The sequence below is a fragment of the Bacteroides sp. MSSM.1001136sp1_RTP21357st2_D2_RTP21359_211015 genome, assembly GCF_040913205.1.
Lineage (GTDB): Bacteria > Bacteroidota > Bacteroidia > Bacteroidales > Bacteroidaceae > Bacteroides > Bacteroides ovatus.
On sequence record NZ_JBDFVF010000005.1, the window covers coordinates 91,149 to 110,036 of the forward strand.

Annotated in this window: 11 protein-coding genes; all 11 read right to left on the bottom strand. The window is 40.5% G+C overall.

Features of this window, described 5'->3' with window-relative positions; translation table 11 throughout:
• Positions 1–219 precede the first annotated feature (219 nt).
• Positions 220–1,779, bottom strand: a complete 1,560-nt coding sequence (locus AB5217_RS05305) for a glycoside hydrolase family 76 protein (RefSeq protein WP_004324754.1) — start codon at positions 1,777–1,779, stop codon at positions 220–222.
• 42 nt (positions 1,780–1,821) lie between these two features.
• Positions 1,822–3,975 carry a TIM-barrel domain-containing protein gene (locus AB5217_RS05310; protein WP_004297315.1) on the bottom strand — a complete coding sequence of 718 codons (2,154 nt, stop codon included), beginning with the start codon at positions 3,973–3,975 and terminating at the stop codon, positions 1,822–1,824.
• 231 nt (positions 3,976–4,206) lie between these two features.
• Complete coding sequence (locus AB5217_RS05315) at positions 4,207–8,157, bottom strand: helix-turn-helix domain-containing protein (RefSeq protein ID WP_004297314.1); 3,951 nt, start codon at positions 8,155–8,157, stop codon at positions 4,207–4,209.
• Between the two features lie 974 nt (positions 8,158–9,131).
• Entirely contained in the window at positions 9,132–10,520 is a 1,389-nt protein-coding gene (gene glmM, locus AB5217_RS05320; RefSeq protein ID WP_004324753.1) for a phosphoglucosamine mutase, read from the bottom strand.
• Positions 10,521–10,562: 42 nt separating this feature from the next.
• Positions 10,563–11,258, bottom strand: a complete 696-nt coding sequence (locus AB5217_RS05325) for a DUF4827 domain-containing protein (RefSeq protein WP_004297311.1) — start codon at positions 11,256–11,258, stop codon at positions 10,563–10,565.
• 118 nt (positions 11,259–11,376) lie between these two features.
• Positions 11,377–12,414 carry a DHH family phosphoesterase gene (locus AB5217_RS05330; RefSeq protein WP_004297310.1) on the bottom strand — a complete coding sequence of 346 codons (1,038 nt, stop codon included), beginning with the start codon at positions 12,412–12,414 and terminating at the stop codon, positions 11,377–11,379.
• A 46-nt stretch (positions 12,415–12,460) separates the two neighbouring features.
• A complete protein-coding gene (locus AB5217_RS05335; protein ID WP_368112685.1) occupies positions 12,461–14,554 on the bottom strand; it encodes a ComEC/Rec2 family competence protein in 2,094 nt (697 codons plus the stop codon).
• 8 nt (positions 14,555–14,562) lie between these two features.
• The gene (gene rpe, locus AB5217_RS05340; RefSeq protein ID WP_004311036.1) at positions 14,563–15,213 is read right to left on the bottom strand and encodes a ribulose-phosphate 3-epimerase; all 651 of its coding nucleotides are present in this window, start codon (positions 15,211–15,213) and stop codon (positions 14,563–14,565) included.
• 98 nt (positions 15,214–15,311) lie between these two features.
• Positions 15,312–16,283: a methionyl-tRNA formyltransferase gene (fmt, locus tag AB5217_RS05345; protein WP_008776731.1), complete on the bottom strand. Its 972-nt coding sequence runs from the start codon at positions 16,281–16,283 to the stop codon at positions 15,312–15,314.
• A gap of 71 nt (positions 16,284–16,354) precedes the next feature.
• Complete coding sequence (locus AB5217_RS05350; protein WP_004297305.1) at positions 16,355–18,148, bottom strand: chloride channel protein; 1,794 nt, start codon at positions 18,146–18,148, stop codon at positions 16,355–16,357.
• On the bottom strand, positions 18,149–18,712 hold the full coding sequence (locus AB5217_RS05355; RefSeq protein ID WP_004297304.1) for an L-threonylcarbamoyladenylate synthase: 564 nt from the start codon (positions 18,710–18,712) through the stop codon (positions 18,149–18,151).
• Positions 18,713–18,888: the final 176 nt, after the last annotated feature.

An 18,888-nucleotide genomic window follows, 5' to 3' on the forward strand; every position in this document is an offset into this window, starting at 1 on the left:
CATTAAGCACCACTAAGCAGAATAAGAGAACAATAAGAGAACACAAGAGAAAAGTATTAATTCAAATCTGTATTCTCTTTTCAAACCCGAACAAAATGGGGTAAGGTACCGACTCCACTATTAATAGACGTAAAAAGACTAGCTATAATAATAAACGACTTGCCTAAGAATATATAACTTGCCGGCAGATATTTTTCCAAATACCTGCCGACGAGAAAATCAATTCTGTTTTTTTTCCCATACAGCTAAACGAGCATACAGTTCTACAAGTGCACCCTGATGTAGAATCTGCCATTTATTGCCACCGTCTTCTGTCGGAATATCTCCACTTAAACCACTCAAATCCTCATTATTAATCAATCCATTATTATGATGTGCTTTGCCAAACCAGGCGTGTAACATCGTACTATGTATATCTTCCAAATACAATGAGTTCTTGTCAATGGAGTAGAGTTCGAAAAATCCACGACACATAATAGTATTAAACCATGCGTGTCCGGGCGACAGGACTTTAAAATCACGTTTCAAAATATCCGAATGAAACTGTTTAAACCACTTATTGTGACAAGCTTCCGCTATTTGTTTTGCTAAATTCAAATAAGAATTCTCTTGCGTTATTTTATAAAGAAGACAAGCCAACTGCAAAGGCTGACCAGAATTATAAGAATACTTATTCTTCTCTATGTTACCTACCTGAGTGGGATCATCATCTTTAGGAGAAGCGTTATCATAATACAAATGATCACTAGGATCATACATATAAGTCTGCAACCAGTTAAAACACTCTTTTGCTTTATCCAAATAAATTTGTTTGTTAGTTAACTGATATAAAATACAACTCAATACCCCTGTCGGAGCTGTAGAACAAGTATTCTTCGACCTACTAGGTTCGTTCAATTCTCTCCAATGTACTCCGCCACCACAAGTTTCATCCCACCCATACTGTGCCAAATAATTCCACACAGCCTCAGCCTGAGTCAAATAACGTTTATCTCTAGTAATAATATACCATTCCGCCATATCAAGTCCAATCCATACATTATCATCATAAAAACGCTCGTTGCCAGCTGCCGGATACACACTATATGCAGTACGTCCACGATCTGCTATCCAAAAAGCCTGAATACCACTGAACATATCATTGTCCAAAGACTCATAGTGCCGTTCCTGCCCCGTACCAAGAGAAGCTTCTCTCATTGCCACAAACGCAGACAATCCACTACCTTGTCCCCATACAAGTGCGTCTCCATCCCAATAACCGTCAGCCTTAGGATACCATGTCTGCCAACACGTCCGAGGCCCCTTGTGATAATAATACTCTATAACCTTTGTCATCAAGGTATGAGCACAATCAAACATTTTCATTTGTGCATATTCAAAGGTTGCCGCTTCCTGACTTTTACTCTCCGACCGCAAACCATTGACTCCCACTAAAGTGACCGCTACCTCATACGTTCCCTCTGAAGGTACTTGTAGCAAATAATTTGCTCCGTTTTTGTATTTGACATCATTACCATTTAATAAAACAATGCTCCATTCCTGCGTCTTTCCGGTGTCTATCCTCCGATAAGCTATTTCTATCTGGAGATCTTTCACATAGGTTTTCCTCACAAAATTCACAACCAGCTCTTTCTCCCTATTTGTATTCAACACTTCCAGTTGCTCCACCGGATCAATTTTTTGGAGAAAGTTTTCCTCTTCTTTACTATCTTCACTACACGACTGCATGGTAGTCCCAACCACAAATAGAACTATCAATATACCAATTATCTTTTCCATATATTTTTTCATTTATTATTTCCCAACGAGGTGGTAGCCTGTTTACAATCCGACTTCAATACCTTCTGTCAGATTACCACTAGCCAGTCGAATACCTTGTTTAGTTATCACCTTGACAATTGCCATCCCTTTATTCTCCAGTTCTCTTTTTCCTGTTTTTCCAACCAGTTTCACCATGACTTTGTTACCATTACGTTCTGCTGTAAACTGTTGTAAACTATAATCACCTTTTTGGTATGACCAGCCGTCTCCAGCATCCCAATACATACTTCCGGAAGCCTTGCCTTGCTCATCCAAACAGACCAAAAGCATCAAAGGATCCAGTGAATTTTCAGTGGTATTCTGTATTATCTTGCCGGTAGGAATGATAGAACCACCACGAATCTTTAATTTTGCCTGATATTTACCATCCTTATCCCCGTCTACTAGTGACAAATCCTCCCATATTCCTTTAGGAAGCGCCGTTTTTTTAGCAAATGAAGGGATTACCAACAGGTCATCACCAACCAGAAATGCTTTTTCTTCCGCTCTTAACGAAAGATCTTTTGGATCAGCAAAGAATATCGGACGCATGATAGGCATACCTGTTGTGGAAGCCTCATGCAAAAGAGTATAATAATAAGGTAGCAAAATATATCTGCGTTCCAAAGCAATACGGGAAACCTCTTCTATTTCTTTTCCAAAAGCCCAAGGCTCTTTATTGTTGGTTCCGGCACAAGCATGACCGCGAGAAAAAGGGTAAAAAGCTCCCAGTGCAATCCAATTCCCAAACAAATCGGCATCTGCATGGAACAAGAAGCCACCAATGTCAGCGCCACTCATAGGTTGTCCCGACAGTCCCAATGTTAACGACATAGGTACAGACATCTCCATATGCTCGCGACTGGAACCATTGTCACCTGTCCATGTTGCGGCATAACGCTGCCCTCCCAAAAAATTAGAACGAGTCAGAATAAAAGGACGTTTCTTAGGTTGCGCGGCTAACATTCCTTCTCTTGATGACTTAACCATTAAGAACCCGTAAACATTATGATATTGCAAATGAGTTCCGGCAGGAATTCCATTTCCACCTCTATGCAAATTATCTTCCGGCATCGTTCCGGTAGGTGTATTACTCACTTGCGGTTCGTTCACATCGTTCCAAACCCCATCTACGCCTTGCGCCATAAAGTCTTTATAAAGTCCGCCCCACCACTGGCAAACTTTAGGATCTGTGAAATCCGGCCATGCCACTTTCCCCGGCCATGCATCACCGTTATATTCTTTTCCATCTACAGTTTTTACCCAAACATCATTTGCTGTTCCCGAATCATAGACAGAATAACCTGTTTCAGCTTTAGCTCCCGGATCAATCATCCATACCGAATGGAACCCACGCAGATGCAAGTCTCGATTTACAGCTTTTGGATCAGGAAAACCTTGCGGGTTAAATGTGAATATACGATAACCATCCATATAATCAATGTCCATCCAAATTGCATCACACGGAATACGCTTGTAACGAAGCGTATCGGCTATTTCTATTACACGACTGTCAGGCGTATAAGAAAAACGGCATTGCTGATAGCCTAAAGCCCAGCGCGGAACCATCGGCATAGTACCGGTTAGTTCGGATAATCCTCGAACAACAGCCTGCGGTGATTCTCTGTCAATGATAAATACACGAAAAAGCTCCCCTTCACTTCTTAACTCTATTTTCTCATCTGTACTGCTTAATTCAGCTTTCCAAGTAGTATCAAACAAAATACCAAAGGCGGTTCCATCCTTCCTGACTCCCATCATCCATGGATGTGACTGATACAAACGCGTTCCATTATCAACTCCGTATGCTCCGGAATCGGTATTCCACAGTTTTATGGTTTTTCCGTTTCTTAAAAGAGATCCGGTAACTTCTCCGCCTCCGTAGATACTCGTACCTTCCGGTATGATTAATGATGCATTCGCTTTACCGTCAGTCAGTGAAAAATCGGGAACCAGCTCCCACCCGGAAGAAAGCGCTCCCTGTTCGCGAGGTTCTTTTTCAATTGCAAAAGAAGGTACTTTCTTGGCATCAAAGCCATCAGGTACAAATTTGGCAATTCCATTTCCTACCATAACGCTACGCGCGACATTTACCTTCCTCGTAGAGGCATTAGTTGACAAAGACAATGTTACGAGCAAACTAATTGCTACAGTTTTAATGCAGTTTTGTTTCATGATTTCTTAATTAATGATTCTGTTGAATACTTATCCTTCAATGGCTAAGTACAAAGCGAATTAAACACTTTTTCACTCATTAATCATCCTCTGAAATGACAAAATGCTGGCAAAATCACATTGGTCAAAAGACACATAACATGTACAATGGGAGCACATTATAAACAAGACATTTACAATGTGTTACAATATATTGTGTATAATGAGCGCACAATATAAAGTACAAGAAAACTACGGATTCTTATGCTGTTCTCGATAATCCTTAGGTGTCATACCGAATTTTCTAGCAAATTCTTTGTAAAAATAGGAACGACTTGATATCCCCACATCAGCAATAACGTCCTGAATAGAAAGATCTTCCTCTCTTAAAAGGCGCGCAGCTTTCTCCATCCGATAGTTTTTAATCAGATCGCTAGGAGCAATGGGAGATATTTCCTTAAACTTACGATAAAACTGGCGCGGACTCATTGCCATACGATCGGCTATCAATGTTGAACCCAATTCTTCCTCTTCAAGATTCTGTTCAATCACTTGTAAAAGTTTACGGATAAAATCAGCCTGTTCTGCTGTAGTACACACTATTTGCCCTGCCAATTCACCCAAATCTTCCAAATAAATTTGTTTGGCTTCCCGCTTACCATAAATAGCTTTATGAACATCTTCTTTCAGAAAGAGAATATCATAGGGTAGTACAATATAGGAATCGGACCATTTAATCAATTCGCGTTGAATAACCGAACTTGCTTTCCATGTCAGCAAAGGAATAAAAGCTGTTTTCGATAAAGCCGAGCGATTCTTTCCAACATATTCCATAAACGTACTTTCCTCTTCCGCATACATAGCCATATCAACTAAAAAAACAGCAGGAACCGAACGATGAATTTCCTCAAATGCCACCTGTACACTTTTCACCGAATGTATCAAATATTCTTCAGAAAGTAATCCTGTTATCAACCAAACCATTTCTTCACGATCTTCTAATAAAAGAATCGTTTTCTTTTCACTCGATTGATTTTCAATTAATGTGGCGGGATCGAAAGTAAGCATCAGGCTATGTTGGCCACTGTCAGATTCTACATAACGAACAACTGTATGAAGTTGCTCTAAAGCTGATTGCACAAAACAAAGCATCAACTGAATACCGAAAAACCGATCAATATCTTCTTTATTAAACACAGAGGAAGGAGTTCCGGTCAGTTGTTGTTGTAGTTCTTTAAGCACCTCAACCGTACCAGATATTATTAACGACATCTTGCCGTTTTCTTCCTGCACACTAACCGTAATTCTGCCTGACGATGTTTTCTGACAAACAAACTGATAACAATAATAAAGAATACAACGTAAAGCATTTTTATAGACCGGAAAAGTAAAATTCGCAGGAATCAGAGATTGTACCAAAGTAACATCTACTCCTTCTGACTTCAACGTGCGAAGTACTTCCATAGATAACTCCTGTATACACATACGGGCAGACAAAACAAAGGTAGTAGGATAAAAATGCTTCAGTTTCTCTGAATAAAGCGTCTCTGGCCGGAAAAGAGCACTCATCGCTGTTTCACGTATTAACTCCACTTGCTTACGACGTTGTTCATAAGAGGTGTTTTCTGCACGTAGCTGATCGCAAGCATGGTAAATGAGGGTAAAACTATCCAATAAGTCACGATTATAACTACTACTTTCCAGCACCTTTTTATTATTTTCCGTATTGAGCAACCGTTTCAGTATACGTTCATGAAGGATATATTTACGAAGTAAATGAAACAAATAAACCACAAAGAGCACTATTAATAAAATATAAAGGAGATAAGCCCATAGCGACTGATACCACGGTGGAAGAATATGTATGGGAATGGAAAAGAATTTATACTCCGTATCGAACACGTCTTTCTTATAACGGACTTTAAAAATATAATCACCCGCAGGCACATCAGTATATGAAGCCTCATTGATGCTGCTGAATGAAGTCCATTGGTTATCATATCCTTCCAGGATGAATGAATATTCCACTTCTTTCCCGGTCAAATAATCAGGTACGGTAAAAGAAAGAGAGAAAGAAGTTTCCGCTCCTTCCAATTGCAGACTTTTTCCATCTTCCGTATAATAATCACCTAAATTTACTGCTGTCCGCCCAAGCCACAACCGACGTAACACAATATCCGGATAAAACTCAGGGGCAGCCGCCACTTTACGATCCAGATAAAGCAGTCCATCAATTCCTCCAAAGAAAAGACTGCCTGTATAAGGACACTGATAATAGGCATCATCACTAAACTCTCCTATTTGCACACCGGCACTGTAATAATAATCATGCGACGAGCCATTTTTCGGATTATATTTGATGAGTCCGCGATTGGTACCCAGCCAAAGGAAGCCATTGCCATCTTCCTGTATACCATGTATCATATCATTAAGAAGTCCCTGCTCCCTACCGATATAAGTAGCTTCTATCTTCTTTCCACAAAATGAAAGACAAACCAAACCAGAAGTTGTTCCTACATACATTTTACCATCTTCAGTGCGGTACAAACTTAATATATCGTCTACCGACTTGCGCAGCTTTTCTTTCAAAGAGATGACTTGATATTCTTCCGTTCGTTTATCGAAACGAACAAGTCCTTTTTCACGACTACCTAACCATAAGATAGAATCCCCTTCCGCCAACATGGGATAAAACATCATAATCTCCCGTTGCTCATGAAAAAAATGATAACGTTTTTGCTGACGTACATTAATAGTCCCTCCTTTCTTTTCAAGCACCATTTTATAAAAACCATCCACCGCCGTTACAGCATATAACACACTATCATTTTCTTCATAAATATCATGTATCTCAATAACAGGTCGACCGGAAGAATATTCTACCGAATGCACAGCATCATCTCTGAATGAATAATAAAATAATCCCGGATTTCCTGCCCCTATCCAGAAGCCATCCATATAGCGACTTTGGGCCAGTTTATAAACGTGAAACTCATGATTCCATTTAATATATGATGACATTACCTGTTTCTCTCCAGGAGAATAAACCATAGCCCTCCCAAGAGGATTTCCTACTGCTTCATGATAATCAGGCAAATGTAAAAGCCCATCTCCCTTTGTTCCAAACCATAATCCTCCATATTCATCTGTCAGTATCGAACGTACTTGTCTACTCAAATTAGGTGACATACGATTCAACATCAAATTGGTAGCGATCGAATATTTTTTGGCGTACATCACAGCTCCCTGCCCGTCCGATGCAATCCAAAGCAACCCTTGACGCGGTTCCCTATAAATTCCATAGATTCGGATATTACGATTGACGATCTCTTCTTCATACTTTTTAGAAGTACGTAAACGAATCAATCCATTAGCACGAAATCCAATGATAATATCTTCATAAAAGGGAACAATCCCTGTTATTACTCCATATTTCTGAACGAGTGATGAAAGATTACGAATATAAATCTTGGATTTACGAGAGATATCATACATATATAAATCTCTGTCACAATCTACGAAACAAAAAATACCATTCTGATAGAAAATATCTTCAATTGCTTTCGAATGGAACTTGTTTGTTGAGATAGATAATTTCACCGACAAACTATCCGTATCAAACCTATTGAGTGAGTAATTAAGAATTTGTCCCGTACTAGGTGGAAATACCCAAAGCCCCCCATCATCGGTCACAAATGCACGTCGTTCCATACTATCCACTGGTAAAACAGAAGTTTGTACCCGGATAAAACGTTGATGATGCGTATTATAATAGTAAATTCCGTCTCCGGTAAGTATCCAAGTGTTTCCCTGATTATTAGAATGAACATAATAATCACCTGAAAAATCATAGTTGGCTACCACTTGCCTCGCCTTTTGCGAGAAGCGGTTTACTCCCAAATGGGTAGAAATCCATAAGCAACTGTTATCTGCCTGCGAAATGGAATGAATCACGTTATTGCTCAACGTTTTGCTTTCTGAAAAATCAGAGCGAAACACTTCCATCGTCTTTCCATCCCAACAGTTCACTCCATCATACGTGCCAAACCACATCAGCCCCACATTATCTTGAAAAAGACAAAGCACTGCACTATTGGATAAGCCTTGTTGATAATCTACTTTTGAAAAGAAATAAGTATCATTGTCAGCTATAGCAGCCAATGATCTCATCATTATAAATAATGCTATCAGTTTTATTTTCATGTCGTACGTTTATCAATAAGCTGTTCAAAACCTGTTAGGCCTCTTGCTGATACTGTTACGGACATTAGTAACATTACTGGCAACACTTGTACCGTTTGCATGTTTTTCAATTTGTTAGTTCCTTCCTAGTCTCAACAGAAGTGTATACACAAAAGAAGCGCGAGACCGCTAAACTTATATCCAAGTGCAGGTTCTGGACTACCTCTGTGTTGAATACAAGCAAAAACAGCTCACGCCCTTGACTGTATATCAGCACCTAGGTGCAACATACAAACCAAAGGGAGAACGTTTTGTTTATTTCCTCAACACAGCTCGAATTGTCCAGATTCGCACTTGAGAAAAAGCACTAAACGCTTCCTTATAATAAAAACGTCCTAAAGGACAGTACAAATATACTACAATTTTCCTTTAATTATCCTTTTCACATATCAAATCTACATATATAAGCCGTTTATTTATCATTGATTATAAGATCTATAAACCTTTGTATATCACTAACCTCCTTATACTATATCTATTCTAACGAAGTAGAGAAGTAAGCTATATAGATTAGTTTCCTCTCAATACTGCTTACTTCTCATGTAATCTATTAATAGAAAAGTTGCTCTTGATTAAGTCCAAACTTTCTTTTTATTAACAGTAAAGTTGCTTTTCATCCCTTCCAATCTATAAATGCAAGCTTCATTTATAAAAACAAAGGTTCCGTTTTTAAAAACAAAACTTGCATTTATAAAAATGAAGCTTGCATTTTAAGTTTGTAAATAACAAAAGAGAAGTTTACTATTGGACGAAAGGAAGTTTAGACTTAATCAAAAGAAACTTTATTGTTAATACTCAAGGAGAAGAGTAACTATCATTATTCAGTGGATATCATCCTAATAAAAAGTCTCGTATATCAATGAGACAACTTATTCAGTTATCTTTATGATATACGAGACTCAAATGTTATAAATAAAATCCTATTTTACAGGATATTATTTTGCTAATTCATTAATCACATCCATTATCTTCTGACCGATTTCCTCGGCAGCTTCCATAGTAGAAGCTTCACTATACACACGGATGATCGGTTCTGTATTACTCTTGCGCAAATGCACCCATTTGTCGGCAAAGTCTATTTTCACACCGTCGATATCGTTGATTTCTTCGTTCTTATAGATTTCCTTCACTTTGGCAAGGATAGCATCTACATCGATTTCCGGAGTCAAGTCTACACGGTTTTTAGCAATGAAGTAAGGAGGATAAGTAGCACGGAGCTCGCTAACCTTTTTTCCTTCGTGAGCCAGATGGCTAAGGAATAATGCGATGCCTACCAATGCATCACGTCCGTAGTGACTAGCAGGATAAATTACTCCACCATTTCCCTCACCGCCGATAACGGCATTGGTTGCTTTCATCTTCGTTACAACATTTACTTCGCCTACGGCAGAAGCGCTGTATTCCATTCCATACTTGCGAGTTACATCACGCAAAGCACGAGTAGAGCTCAAATTAGAAACAGTGTTACCGGGGGTATGTTTCAGTACATAGTCGGCAACAGTAACCAGTGTATATTCTTCACCGTACATTACGCCATTCTCGCAGATCATTGCCAGACGGTCAACATCGGGGTCTACAACAAAAGCTACATCGGCCTTTCCACCTTTCATTAAGTTCATGATGTCACCGAGGTTCTTTTCAAGCGGTTCGGGGTTGTGCTGGAAGTTTCCGGTAGGTTCACAGTAGAGTTTCTCTACATGTTTCACACCTAAACGTTCAAGAAGTTCGGGAAGAATGATACCGCCTACCGAGTTTACACAGTCAATAGCTACCCGGAAATCAGCTTTTTTGATAGCTTCTACATCTACCAAGTCGAGAGCCAATACACTGTCGATATGTTTCTGATTATAAGTCAGGTCTTTGCGGTAAGAACCCAAGTGATCTACGTCGGCATAGTCAAATTCTTCTGCTTCAGCAATACGAAGCACTTCGTTGCCTTCAGCTGCATTCAGAAATTCGCCATGTTCATTCAGTAACTTCAGTGCGTTCCACTGCTTAGGGTTATGAGAAGCTGTCAGGATGATACCACCACAAGCGCCTTCCATAGTTACAGCAAGCTCTGTGGTCGGAGTAGAAGCAAGATCAATATCTACTACATCCCAGCCCATTCCCATTAATGTGCCGACCACTACGTTTTTTACCATTTCACCGGAAATGCGGGCATCACGTCCCACAACAATCTTATTACTCTTTGCCTTGCAGGTTCTACGAATCAAAGTAGCATAAGCCGAGGTGAATTTTACAATGTCAAGCGGGTTCAGTCCTTCTCCCGCTCCTCCGCCAATAGTTCCGCGGATTCCAGAGATAGATTTGATTAGAGTCATAGGTTCTTTAGTTAAAGATTTGATTTATCTAATGTTAGTGCTTTAGCTTTTTGCTTTCTCGAACTTCCGGATATCATAGAAATAAGGATTGACATATTGTTGTGCAGTTGTATGTCCCATCTTAGAAGGTACAATTAGGCGTACATGGGCATTATTACGCAAATATGGTAAAGCAATCAGCCATCCGGATGGAATTGCAGTTCCATAACCATTAGCAACTGTCCACAAATAGTCATAATCAAAATCACCAGATAAAACGATTCCATAAACAGTAGATGAGTTTTGCACATAACGGAATGTTAATGGAGACTTATAATATTCAGAAATATCCATCCATTTTTCCAAAGGAACATTGAAACATGTAGTATCTCCTGTCATCATATCCTGTTCTACATAGCGGGTACAAATGACATTATTGTTAGCAAAAGTATCTACCTCATTAATAACTTCAACTCCATTCTTATCCTCTTTTCCTCCACGATCTACGATCTGCATATATACGCCATTGGAGAAAGCAACGTATTCGTCATATCCATTCCCCGCTTCTTTAGAAGCTGTAATCGTATCCCGTTCAAACTCTTCCAGTGAAATGACACGGATATCATTATCTTTGATGAACTTATTCACCGCATTTTTCTCGTCTTCCAGCATTTCTGCATAAGTCTTCGAATTGTCGCATGCCTGGAACAGACTTCCGGCGGTTAACAAAGAGAGAAATAAAAATACAAGTTTCTTCATTATCTGTTATTTAGCTATATTCCGCACAAATGTATCTCAAAATCATTAAAAGTTGAAAGGGGGAAGTTGAAAGTTCGTATCTTTTAACCTTTCCATATTCACTTTTAACCTTCCATCTTTAGCTTTTCGCTGTTAGTAAAGGTTTATATTTCTCAAGCGCTTTCTCAAAGACCGCTTTTGCCTCTTCCATCGTTCCGAAAAATTCACCGCCCGAAGCATTCAAGTGGCCTCCTCCATGGAAGAATTCGGCAGCTAACTGATTGCATGGGAAGGTTCCTACTGAACGAAGGGATATTTTAATCATCGGTTTCTCGGTATCTTCCCTCAAGAAGCAAGAGAAACAGACATTTTTAATGGAAAGGGGAATATTAACAAAGCCTTCGCTATCGCCTTTTATATAGTTAAATTTGCTTTGCTCTGCTTTTGTCAGGGTGATTAGAGCCGAATTAGATTCCGAATACACAGTCATGTTCGATAATACATATCCCATCAAACGTAAACGGCTCTCCGAATAGGTGTTGTACACCTTACGATAAATATCATCTTTATCGATTCCTTTAGAAAGGAGTTCGCTAATGATAAAATAAATCTCCCGGTTGTTCGAGTTATAGGTGAACCCACCGGTATCTGTCATCATCCCTGTGTAGATACATTCTGCGCCTTCCTTAGAGATATCACTGAAATATCCCATACGGCAGATGAGACGGAATATCAGTTCGGAAGTAGAAGATATTTTGGGATAGGACATTACTATCTTACAGAAATCTTCGGGATATAAATGATGATCGATCATTATTTTACGTGCCGGAGAAGCGGCCACAGCATCTGCCATATCGTCGATACGCTTCAGTGCATTGAAATCGAGGCAACAGATGACATCTGCTTCGGCGATCAATTTATCTGCAAAGTCTTTGTAACGGTCATACAACAGGATATCCTTACTGCCCGGCATCCACCGCAGAAAATCGGGAAAAGCATTCGGCACAATTACGTTTACTGTTTTCTCTTGTGAATCTAAAAAATGATATAATCCCAATGAAGAACCGATAGCATCGCCGTCAGGAGAAACATGAGATACAATTACTATTTTGTCAGCTCGTTCAAACCATTTAGTAAAATGGTCTATTTTGGCTTGTTCAATTACTTTCGTCAACATACTCTTATACTTTATCAAGGTGCAAATGTACGATAAATCTTTGTACTTAGAGCAAAAAGCGGACAGAACCTTCGTCGGATAGCGAGATAAACCGCAGACCGGATTGCTTGCATTCGCTTTCAAGGAGGTGTCTGCGGTATTCCGAGAGAGATGCGTCCAATATGACGTAAGAGAAAGAAAAGATTCGGGTGAGCTCTTCCAGATGTCCGTCATATCCTTTGCATAAGTAAAGATACTGAATATATAACGGAGAAACGGTGGTTTTGTTCCGCCAATGGTTATCATTTATTACACAAATATGACAGCCATGATAGGATATAATCTGCTGCTGACGATTAAGTTCCATATACCGGCAATCGGCAGTTATTTCTTTGGGAGGCAGAAGATGATGATGCTTCCAATAGTTAGCAGCCATGCGCTTCAGACGTTTTTCATTGGAGATAGTATCTACATAGTTTATCCAGGAACGTCCATCGCTCTCAATGCAATGTACTGCAGGGCAACCGCGCACGTTATAAAAGACCAGGCTTGTCCGGGGACGATCTAGCCAATATAATGTTGAATGATAAGTCCCCAGTAATAAGATAGAAAAAAGACAAATCAATAAATTCCGGTATCGACGGTTCATGAAATAATAGGTTAACAAAAAGCCAACGATATAGATACCCAATATTTCTGACTGATAAAGCCAGATTCCATCTATAGAAGCGTAAGGAAGCTGTTCCACCCATCGGACGAAGAAATTAAGTCCTTCCAATAGTTTCTTAACACCTTCGGCCACTACGATCTGAAGCCACGAAAGAGGAGTCAGAAGAAGCATAATGACAGCAGCATACAGGATAATCGTAATGAAAGGAATAACAACCAAGTTCGTCAATAGAAAATGTACAGAGAACCGGGAAAAATAAAACATGACAAGCGGAGCCGTTCCTATTTGTGCAGCAACAGACACACTCATCAGTCCCCAAATATATTTTCCTATTCTACCTTTCACCGTAATCAGGTGATAGATTGGTTTTTGAATCAATAGGATGGAAGCAACAGCAAGGAAAGAGAGCTGGAAACCAACATCAAACAACCATGCCGGATTACAGAATAGCATCAACCATGCAGCTGCCGCCAATGTATTTAGAGATAGCGGTTGGCGACCAACCATATCTGCCATTGCTAAAATTGAAAACATACTGACCGAGCGTACTACCGAAGGAGAAAGTCCTGTGAAAAAGGCAAAAGCCCATAATAGGATAAGAAGAAGAACAGAACGTATAGCTCTACCTATATTTCCTCTTCGGGCAATAGGTTTCAGTATGAAAAAGAGCAGTGTATATAAAAGCCCGATATGCAAACCGGATAGAGCTAGAATATGACTTGCACCGGCCACCGAATAACTCTCACGAACCGAATCACTTAATTCCGTTTTGTCTCCTATGGTCAGTGCTGAAAGTACAGCCAGTTCATCGCCGGAAAATCCCAGTTTCTGATAAAGTGAGATCATCCTTCTTCGGCAAGAGCTGGCTATACTTTTGAGATCAAGGTTATTCATCCCGTCCTGTTTTGTCCATTTCCCGGATGCAACATATCCTGTTCCACTGATTCCTTTCCACATCAGGAAGTGGGCATAATCAAATTCATCAAAGTTCCGATTGTTGAGAGGGGGAGAAATACGGGCAGAAATCAGCAGTTCATCTCCACTTTTCAACCGGGTGACGGCCGAATCTTGCTGTAGATAAAGGATTGCAGTACGTTCTATCGGATATGTGCCGGCAGTATCACGACGTTCCTTTAATAATGTCTGGCAGAGGTAGGTATGTTCTTTCGCTTGAGGTGCATCCGTTATTAAAACCCGATACACTGTTTCTTCTTCCGGAAAAGAGTAGACAGCGTGTTGTAATTGCCAAGTTATTCCAAGCCATCCTCCTATAAAACAAAGGATAGAGACTGCTAATCCAAAACACCATCGCAAAGAATGGCGTTTCAGGAAATAAAGCACAAATAATAAAGCAATACAAAGTCCAAGGGCTAGAATACTCCAAAAAAGTTCCCATGAACGGTCAAAAAAATGATCTCCACAAAAAACGCCTGTTATCCAAGGGATAATCAGGCGTATATAGGGATATCGATGGATGTAAAAAGTACTCAACTGATGAGTTACAGTTCGTGCAACTGACTAATCATCGCTTCCGGATCGGGTGCCGCAAAGACAGCATTTCCAGCCACCAGCGCATCGGCTCCCGCCTCAACCAAGCGGGCACCTGTTTCCAGATTCACCCCACCGTCTACTTCAATGAGCGCTTTCGAACCTGTCCGTTCAATCAGGGCACGCAGCTCACGAACTTTTTCTACTGAATGTTCGATAAACTTCTGTCCGCCAAATCCCGGATTCACGCTCATGATAAGCACCATATATACATCCCGGATAATATCTTGTAAAAGAGCTACAGGAGTGGCTGGATTGATAGTTACAGCAGGCTGCATCCCAGCTTCTCTGATTTGTTGAATCACCCGATGCAGATGCGGGCAAGCTTCATAATGTACATTCATCGTATGAGCGCCCAACGCTTTTACCTCCGGAATAAACTTTTCCGGATTCACAATCATCAAATGCACATCCAGCGGTTTCTGGCTTAACTTCGCCACATATTTCAGTACCGGAAAGCCAAATGAAATGTTCGGAACAAATACTCCGTCCATAATATCAATATGTACCCACTCCGCTTCACTGCGGTTTACCATTTCAATGTCCTTTGCCAAATATCCAAAATCGGCAGAAAGAATGGAAGGAGCGATAATCGGTTTCATAATTCTTTTATTTTAGGTTCTAGCCGTCTCTTATTCGGGACGTTTTATTCTATTTATAATCTAATGGCTTGCTCGTTTTATTCTGCTCATCCGATTAATTACTTCATCAGACAACCATCTTCCAGGTGATATCCACGAAGCAATTCATCTATTTTCAGACGTTTTTTACCGGGAAGCTGTAAAGAAAGAATAGATACAAATCCATCCGGTACAGCTACTTTCATGAATTTTTTTCCATCGGTCACAATTGTTCCTGTAGCTAATTGATGTGATTCATAAATCTTCTCGCTTTCAAATATCTTCACGACCACTGCTGCTCCTTCTTCAGAAGTAATCAGTTCACTCCAGGCAGCAGGATAAGGTGATAATCCACGGATAAAATCATATATCTTCTTCACCGGCTGATTCCAGTCAATCCGACAGGTTTCTTTAAAGATCTTCGGAGCAGGACGAAGTTCACCGACAACCGCCATTTCTTCTTGAGGAATCGGTTTTACCGTTCCATTCAATATAGCGTCTACCGTTTCAAGAACCAGTTTTCCTCCCAGTACCATCAACTTATCATGTACCACTTCCACATTATCCGTATCTGCAATAGGTACATGTACTTGCTGAATGACTTCTCCGGTGTCTATCTCGTGTTTCAAAAAGAAAGTAGTAATTCCTGTTTCCGTATCACCATTGATAACCGCCCAATTAATGGGCGCAGCTCCACGGTATTGAGGAAGCAAAGAAGCATGAAGATTGAACGTACCCAGTCGTGGCATATTCCATACCACTTCCGGCAACATACGAAAAGCAACTACAATCTGCAAGTCCGCCTTCCATTCACGCAATGCTTCTACAAAAACCTCATCTTTTAACCTTTCCGGTTGAAGTAACGGTAAATTTTGTTCAAGCGCATATTGCTTTACAGGAGAATACTGAATCTTATGTCCGCGTCCGGCAGGCTTATCGGGCATTGTAATCACACCCACTACATTATAACCGCCTTCTACTAATTGACGCAGGGCCTCTACCGCAAAATCGGGAGTCCCCATATATACTATTCTTAAATCTTCTTTTTTCATAATCGTCTTATAATCTGCATAGCAACCTGTTATCTGCATAACCCCGGCTCCGGCATCTTGCCGATTGTCGGTTAGTCTTCAGAGAAATGTACCAAAACTTGCCGGTATGAATTAAATATCTTCGATTTAGAAACAAATCCCTGATATCGCCCTTCTTCATCCACTACCGGAAGATTCCAGGCTTTCGTATCATCAAACGTCTGCATCACCTGCTCCATTCCATCCGTATCGAATATCTTGGCAGGGGCAGATGTCATTAATTTATTAACAGTGAAACGGTGATAAAGTTCTTGCCGGAACATAATGTTACGAATGTCGTCAAGAAGTACAATACCTAACAATTCACCTGTTTTTTTATCTGTCACCGGGAAGACATTTCGATGGGAAGCAGCAATTGCTTTCACTAATTCGCCCAAATCCATTTCCGGATGTACGACAACGAAATCTTTCTCCACCACATTCTCCATCTTCATCAACGTCAACACAGCTTTATCCTTATGGTGTGTAAGCAACTGTCCCTTCTTAGCTAAACGCATCGAATAGATACTATGAGGTTCGAAAGCTATAATGGTCAGATATGAACTTACAGATACAATCATCAACGGAAGAAATAAATCATATCCCCCTGTCAATTCAGCGATCAGGAACACTCCTGTCAACGGAGCATGCATAACGCCACTCATCACTCCCGCCATCCCCATCAATGCAAAATTCTTTTCCGGCAAATAAGCGGAGAAAGCAAAGTCATTGCTAAAATGAGAAAAGACAAACCCGGCGATACATCCCAGATAAAGCGAAGGTGCAAAGATACCACCACAACCACCGCCACCATTCGTTGCACTGGAAGCAAAGACCTTCAGCAGAATAATCAGCATCAGATAAACCAGCAGCAAATTGCCATAACCATAAAACATAGAATTGTTCATGACCGTATCCCACTCTGCCGCAGACGTTCCATTCAGCAAAAGATTAATGGTATCATATCCTTCACCATAAAGAGGCGGGAAAAGGAAGATCAATATACTCAACATCACACCACCGAAAGCCAGTTTCTTATAAGGGTTGTTGAGTTTACCAAAGACACCTTCCACCGAATTCATGGCACGCGTAAAGTACAATGAAATCAGTCCGCAAAAAATTCCCAGTAAAATAACGAAAGGAATACGTTCCAGTTCGAATGCCTGATCTAAATGAAACTTAAACATAGCCTCCGTACCGGTGATTATATATGAAACGGTTGCCGCTGTCACGGCAGAAATCAGCAGGGGAAGTAAAGAGGACATGGTCAAGTCGATCATCAAGACTTCCAATGTAAATACCAATCCCGCAATCGGAGCTTTAAAAATGCCGGCAATCGCACCTGCCGCGCCACAGCCGACGAGCAACATCAGCGTGCGGTGCTCCATCTTGAATACACTCCCTAAATTGGAACCGATTGCCGAACCTGTCAGTACAATCGGCGCCTCTGCTCCAACCGATCCACCAAACCCGATGGTGATCGCACTGGCAATGGTAGAGGACCAGATATTATGTCGCTTGATACGTCCCTGTCTACGGGAAATAGCATATAGAATTTTGGTGACTCCATGACTGATGTCATCCTTAACAATGTTACGAACAAACCAACCTGCAAGAAAAATCCCGACTACCGGATATACCAAATACAGGTAGTTAGCTTCCGTTGCATTAAAATTATCAGTTAGGAAATTCTGTATCTGATGGATAAAGAATTTCAATATTAATGCGGCAAACGCTGTGAAAATTCCGACCAGGAAACTTAATATCAGAATAAATTGCTTCTCCTTTATATTCGCTTCCCGCCATTTGATGCAACGCTGTAATAAACTAAGTTTTTCTCCCTTCATTTATTCGCGAATTATCTTTATCACTCCACCTTTTTCCAACTTAATAATACTTGAGGGTCTCGGCCGGCTCATATCGTCCTGGCGAAAGCCAACGATATAATCTACCGCCGATTTGATTTCATCACTGATTTCGCTAAAATTAGCCGCACCCGGCTGCCCGCTGACATTAGCCGAAGTAGAAACGATTGCTTTACGGAACTGCTGACAGAGTCGTCTGGAAAAATCTTCATTCGTCACCCGAATCCCTACACTACCATCCTCGGCCAGCAAATTCGATGCTAAGTTACGTGCTCCGGAATAAATAATCGTCAACGGCTTGTCGGCAACTTCAATCAAATCCCATGCAACATCAGGCACATCCTGTACATAAAAATCTACTTTAACCGGAGAGTCTACCAAGACCAGCATAGCCTTGCTGTCAGCGCGCTTCTTAATCTCATACACGCGGCGTACAGCCTCTTCATTAGTCGCATCACAGCCTATACCCCATACGGTATCGGTGGGATAAAGGATCACTCCTCCTTCATTCATCACCTGACAGGCTTTTTTAATATCTTCTATCATTTCTTGATTAATTTCCGTTAAGAACAAGATGCAAAAATAACACTTTTATTCCATTTAGTGAAATCTAGCCCGACGTTTTTAAATTCCCCTTTCAAATCAGCTATTCGCACACAAGACAAGAGTTTAACTATCGAACAATGATATAGGTTGATACCACAAGCCATACAAAAAGAAAG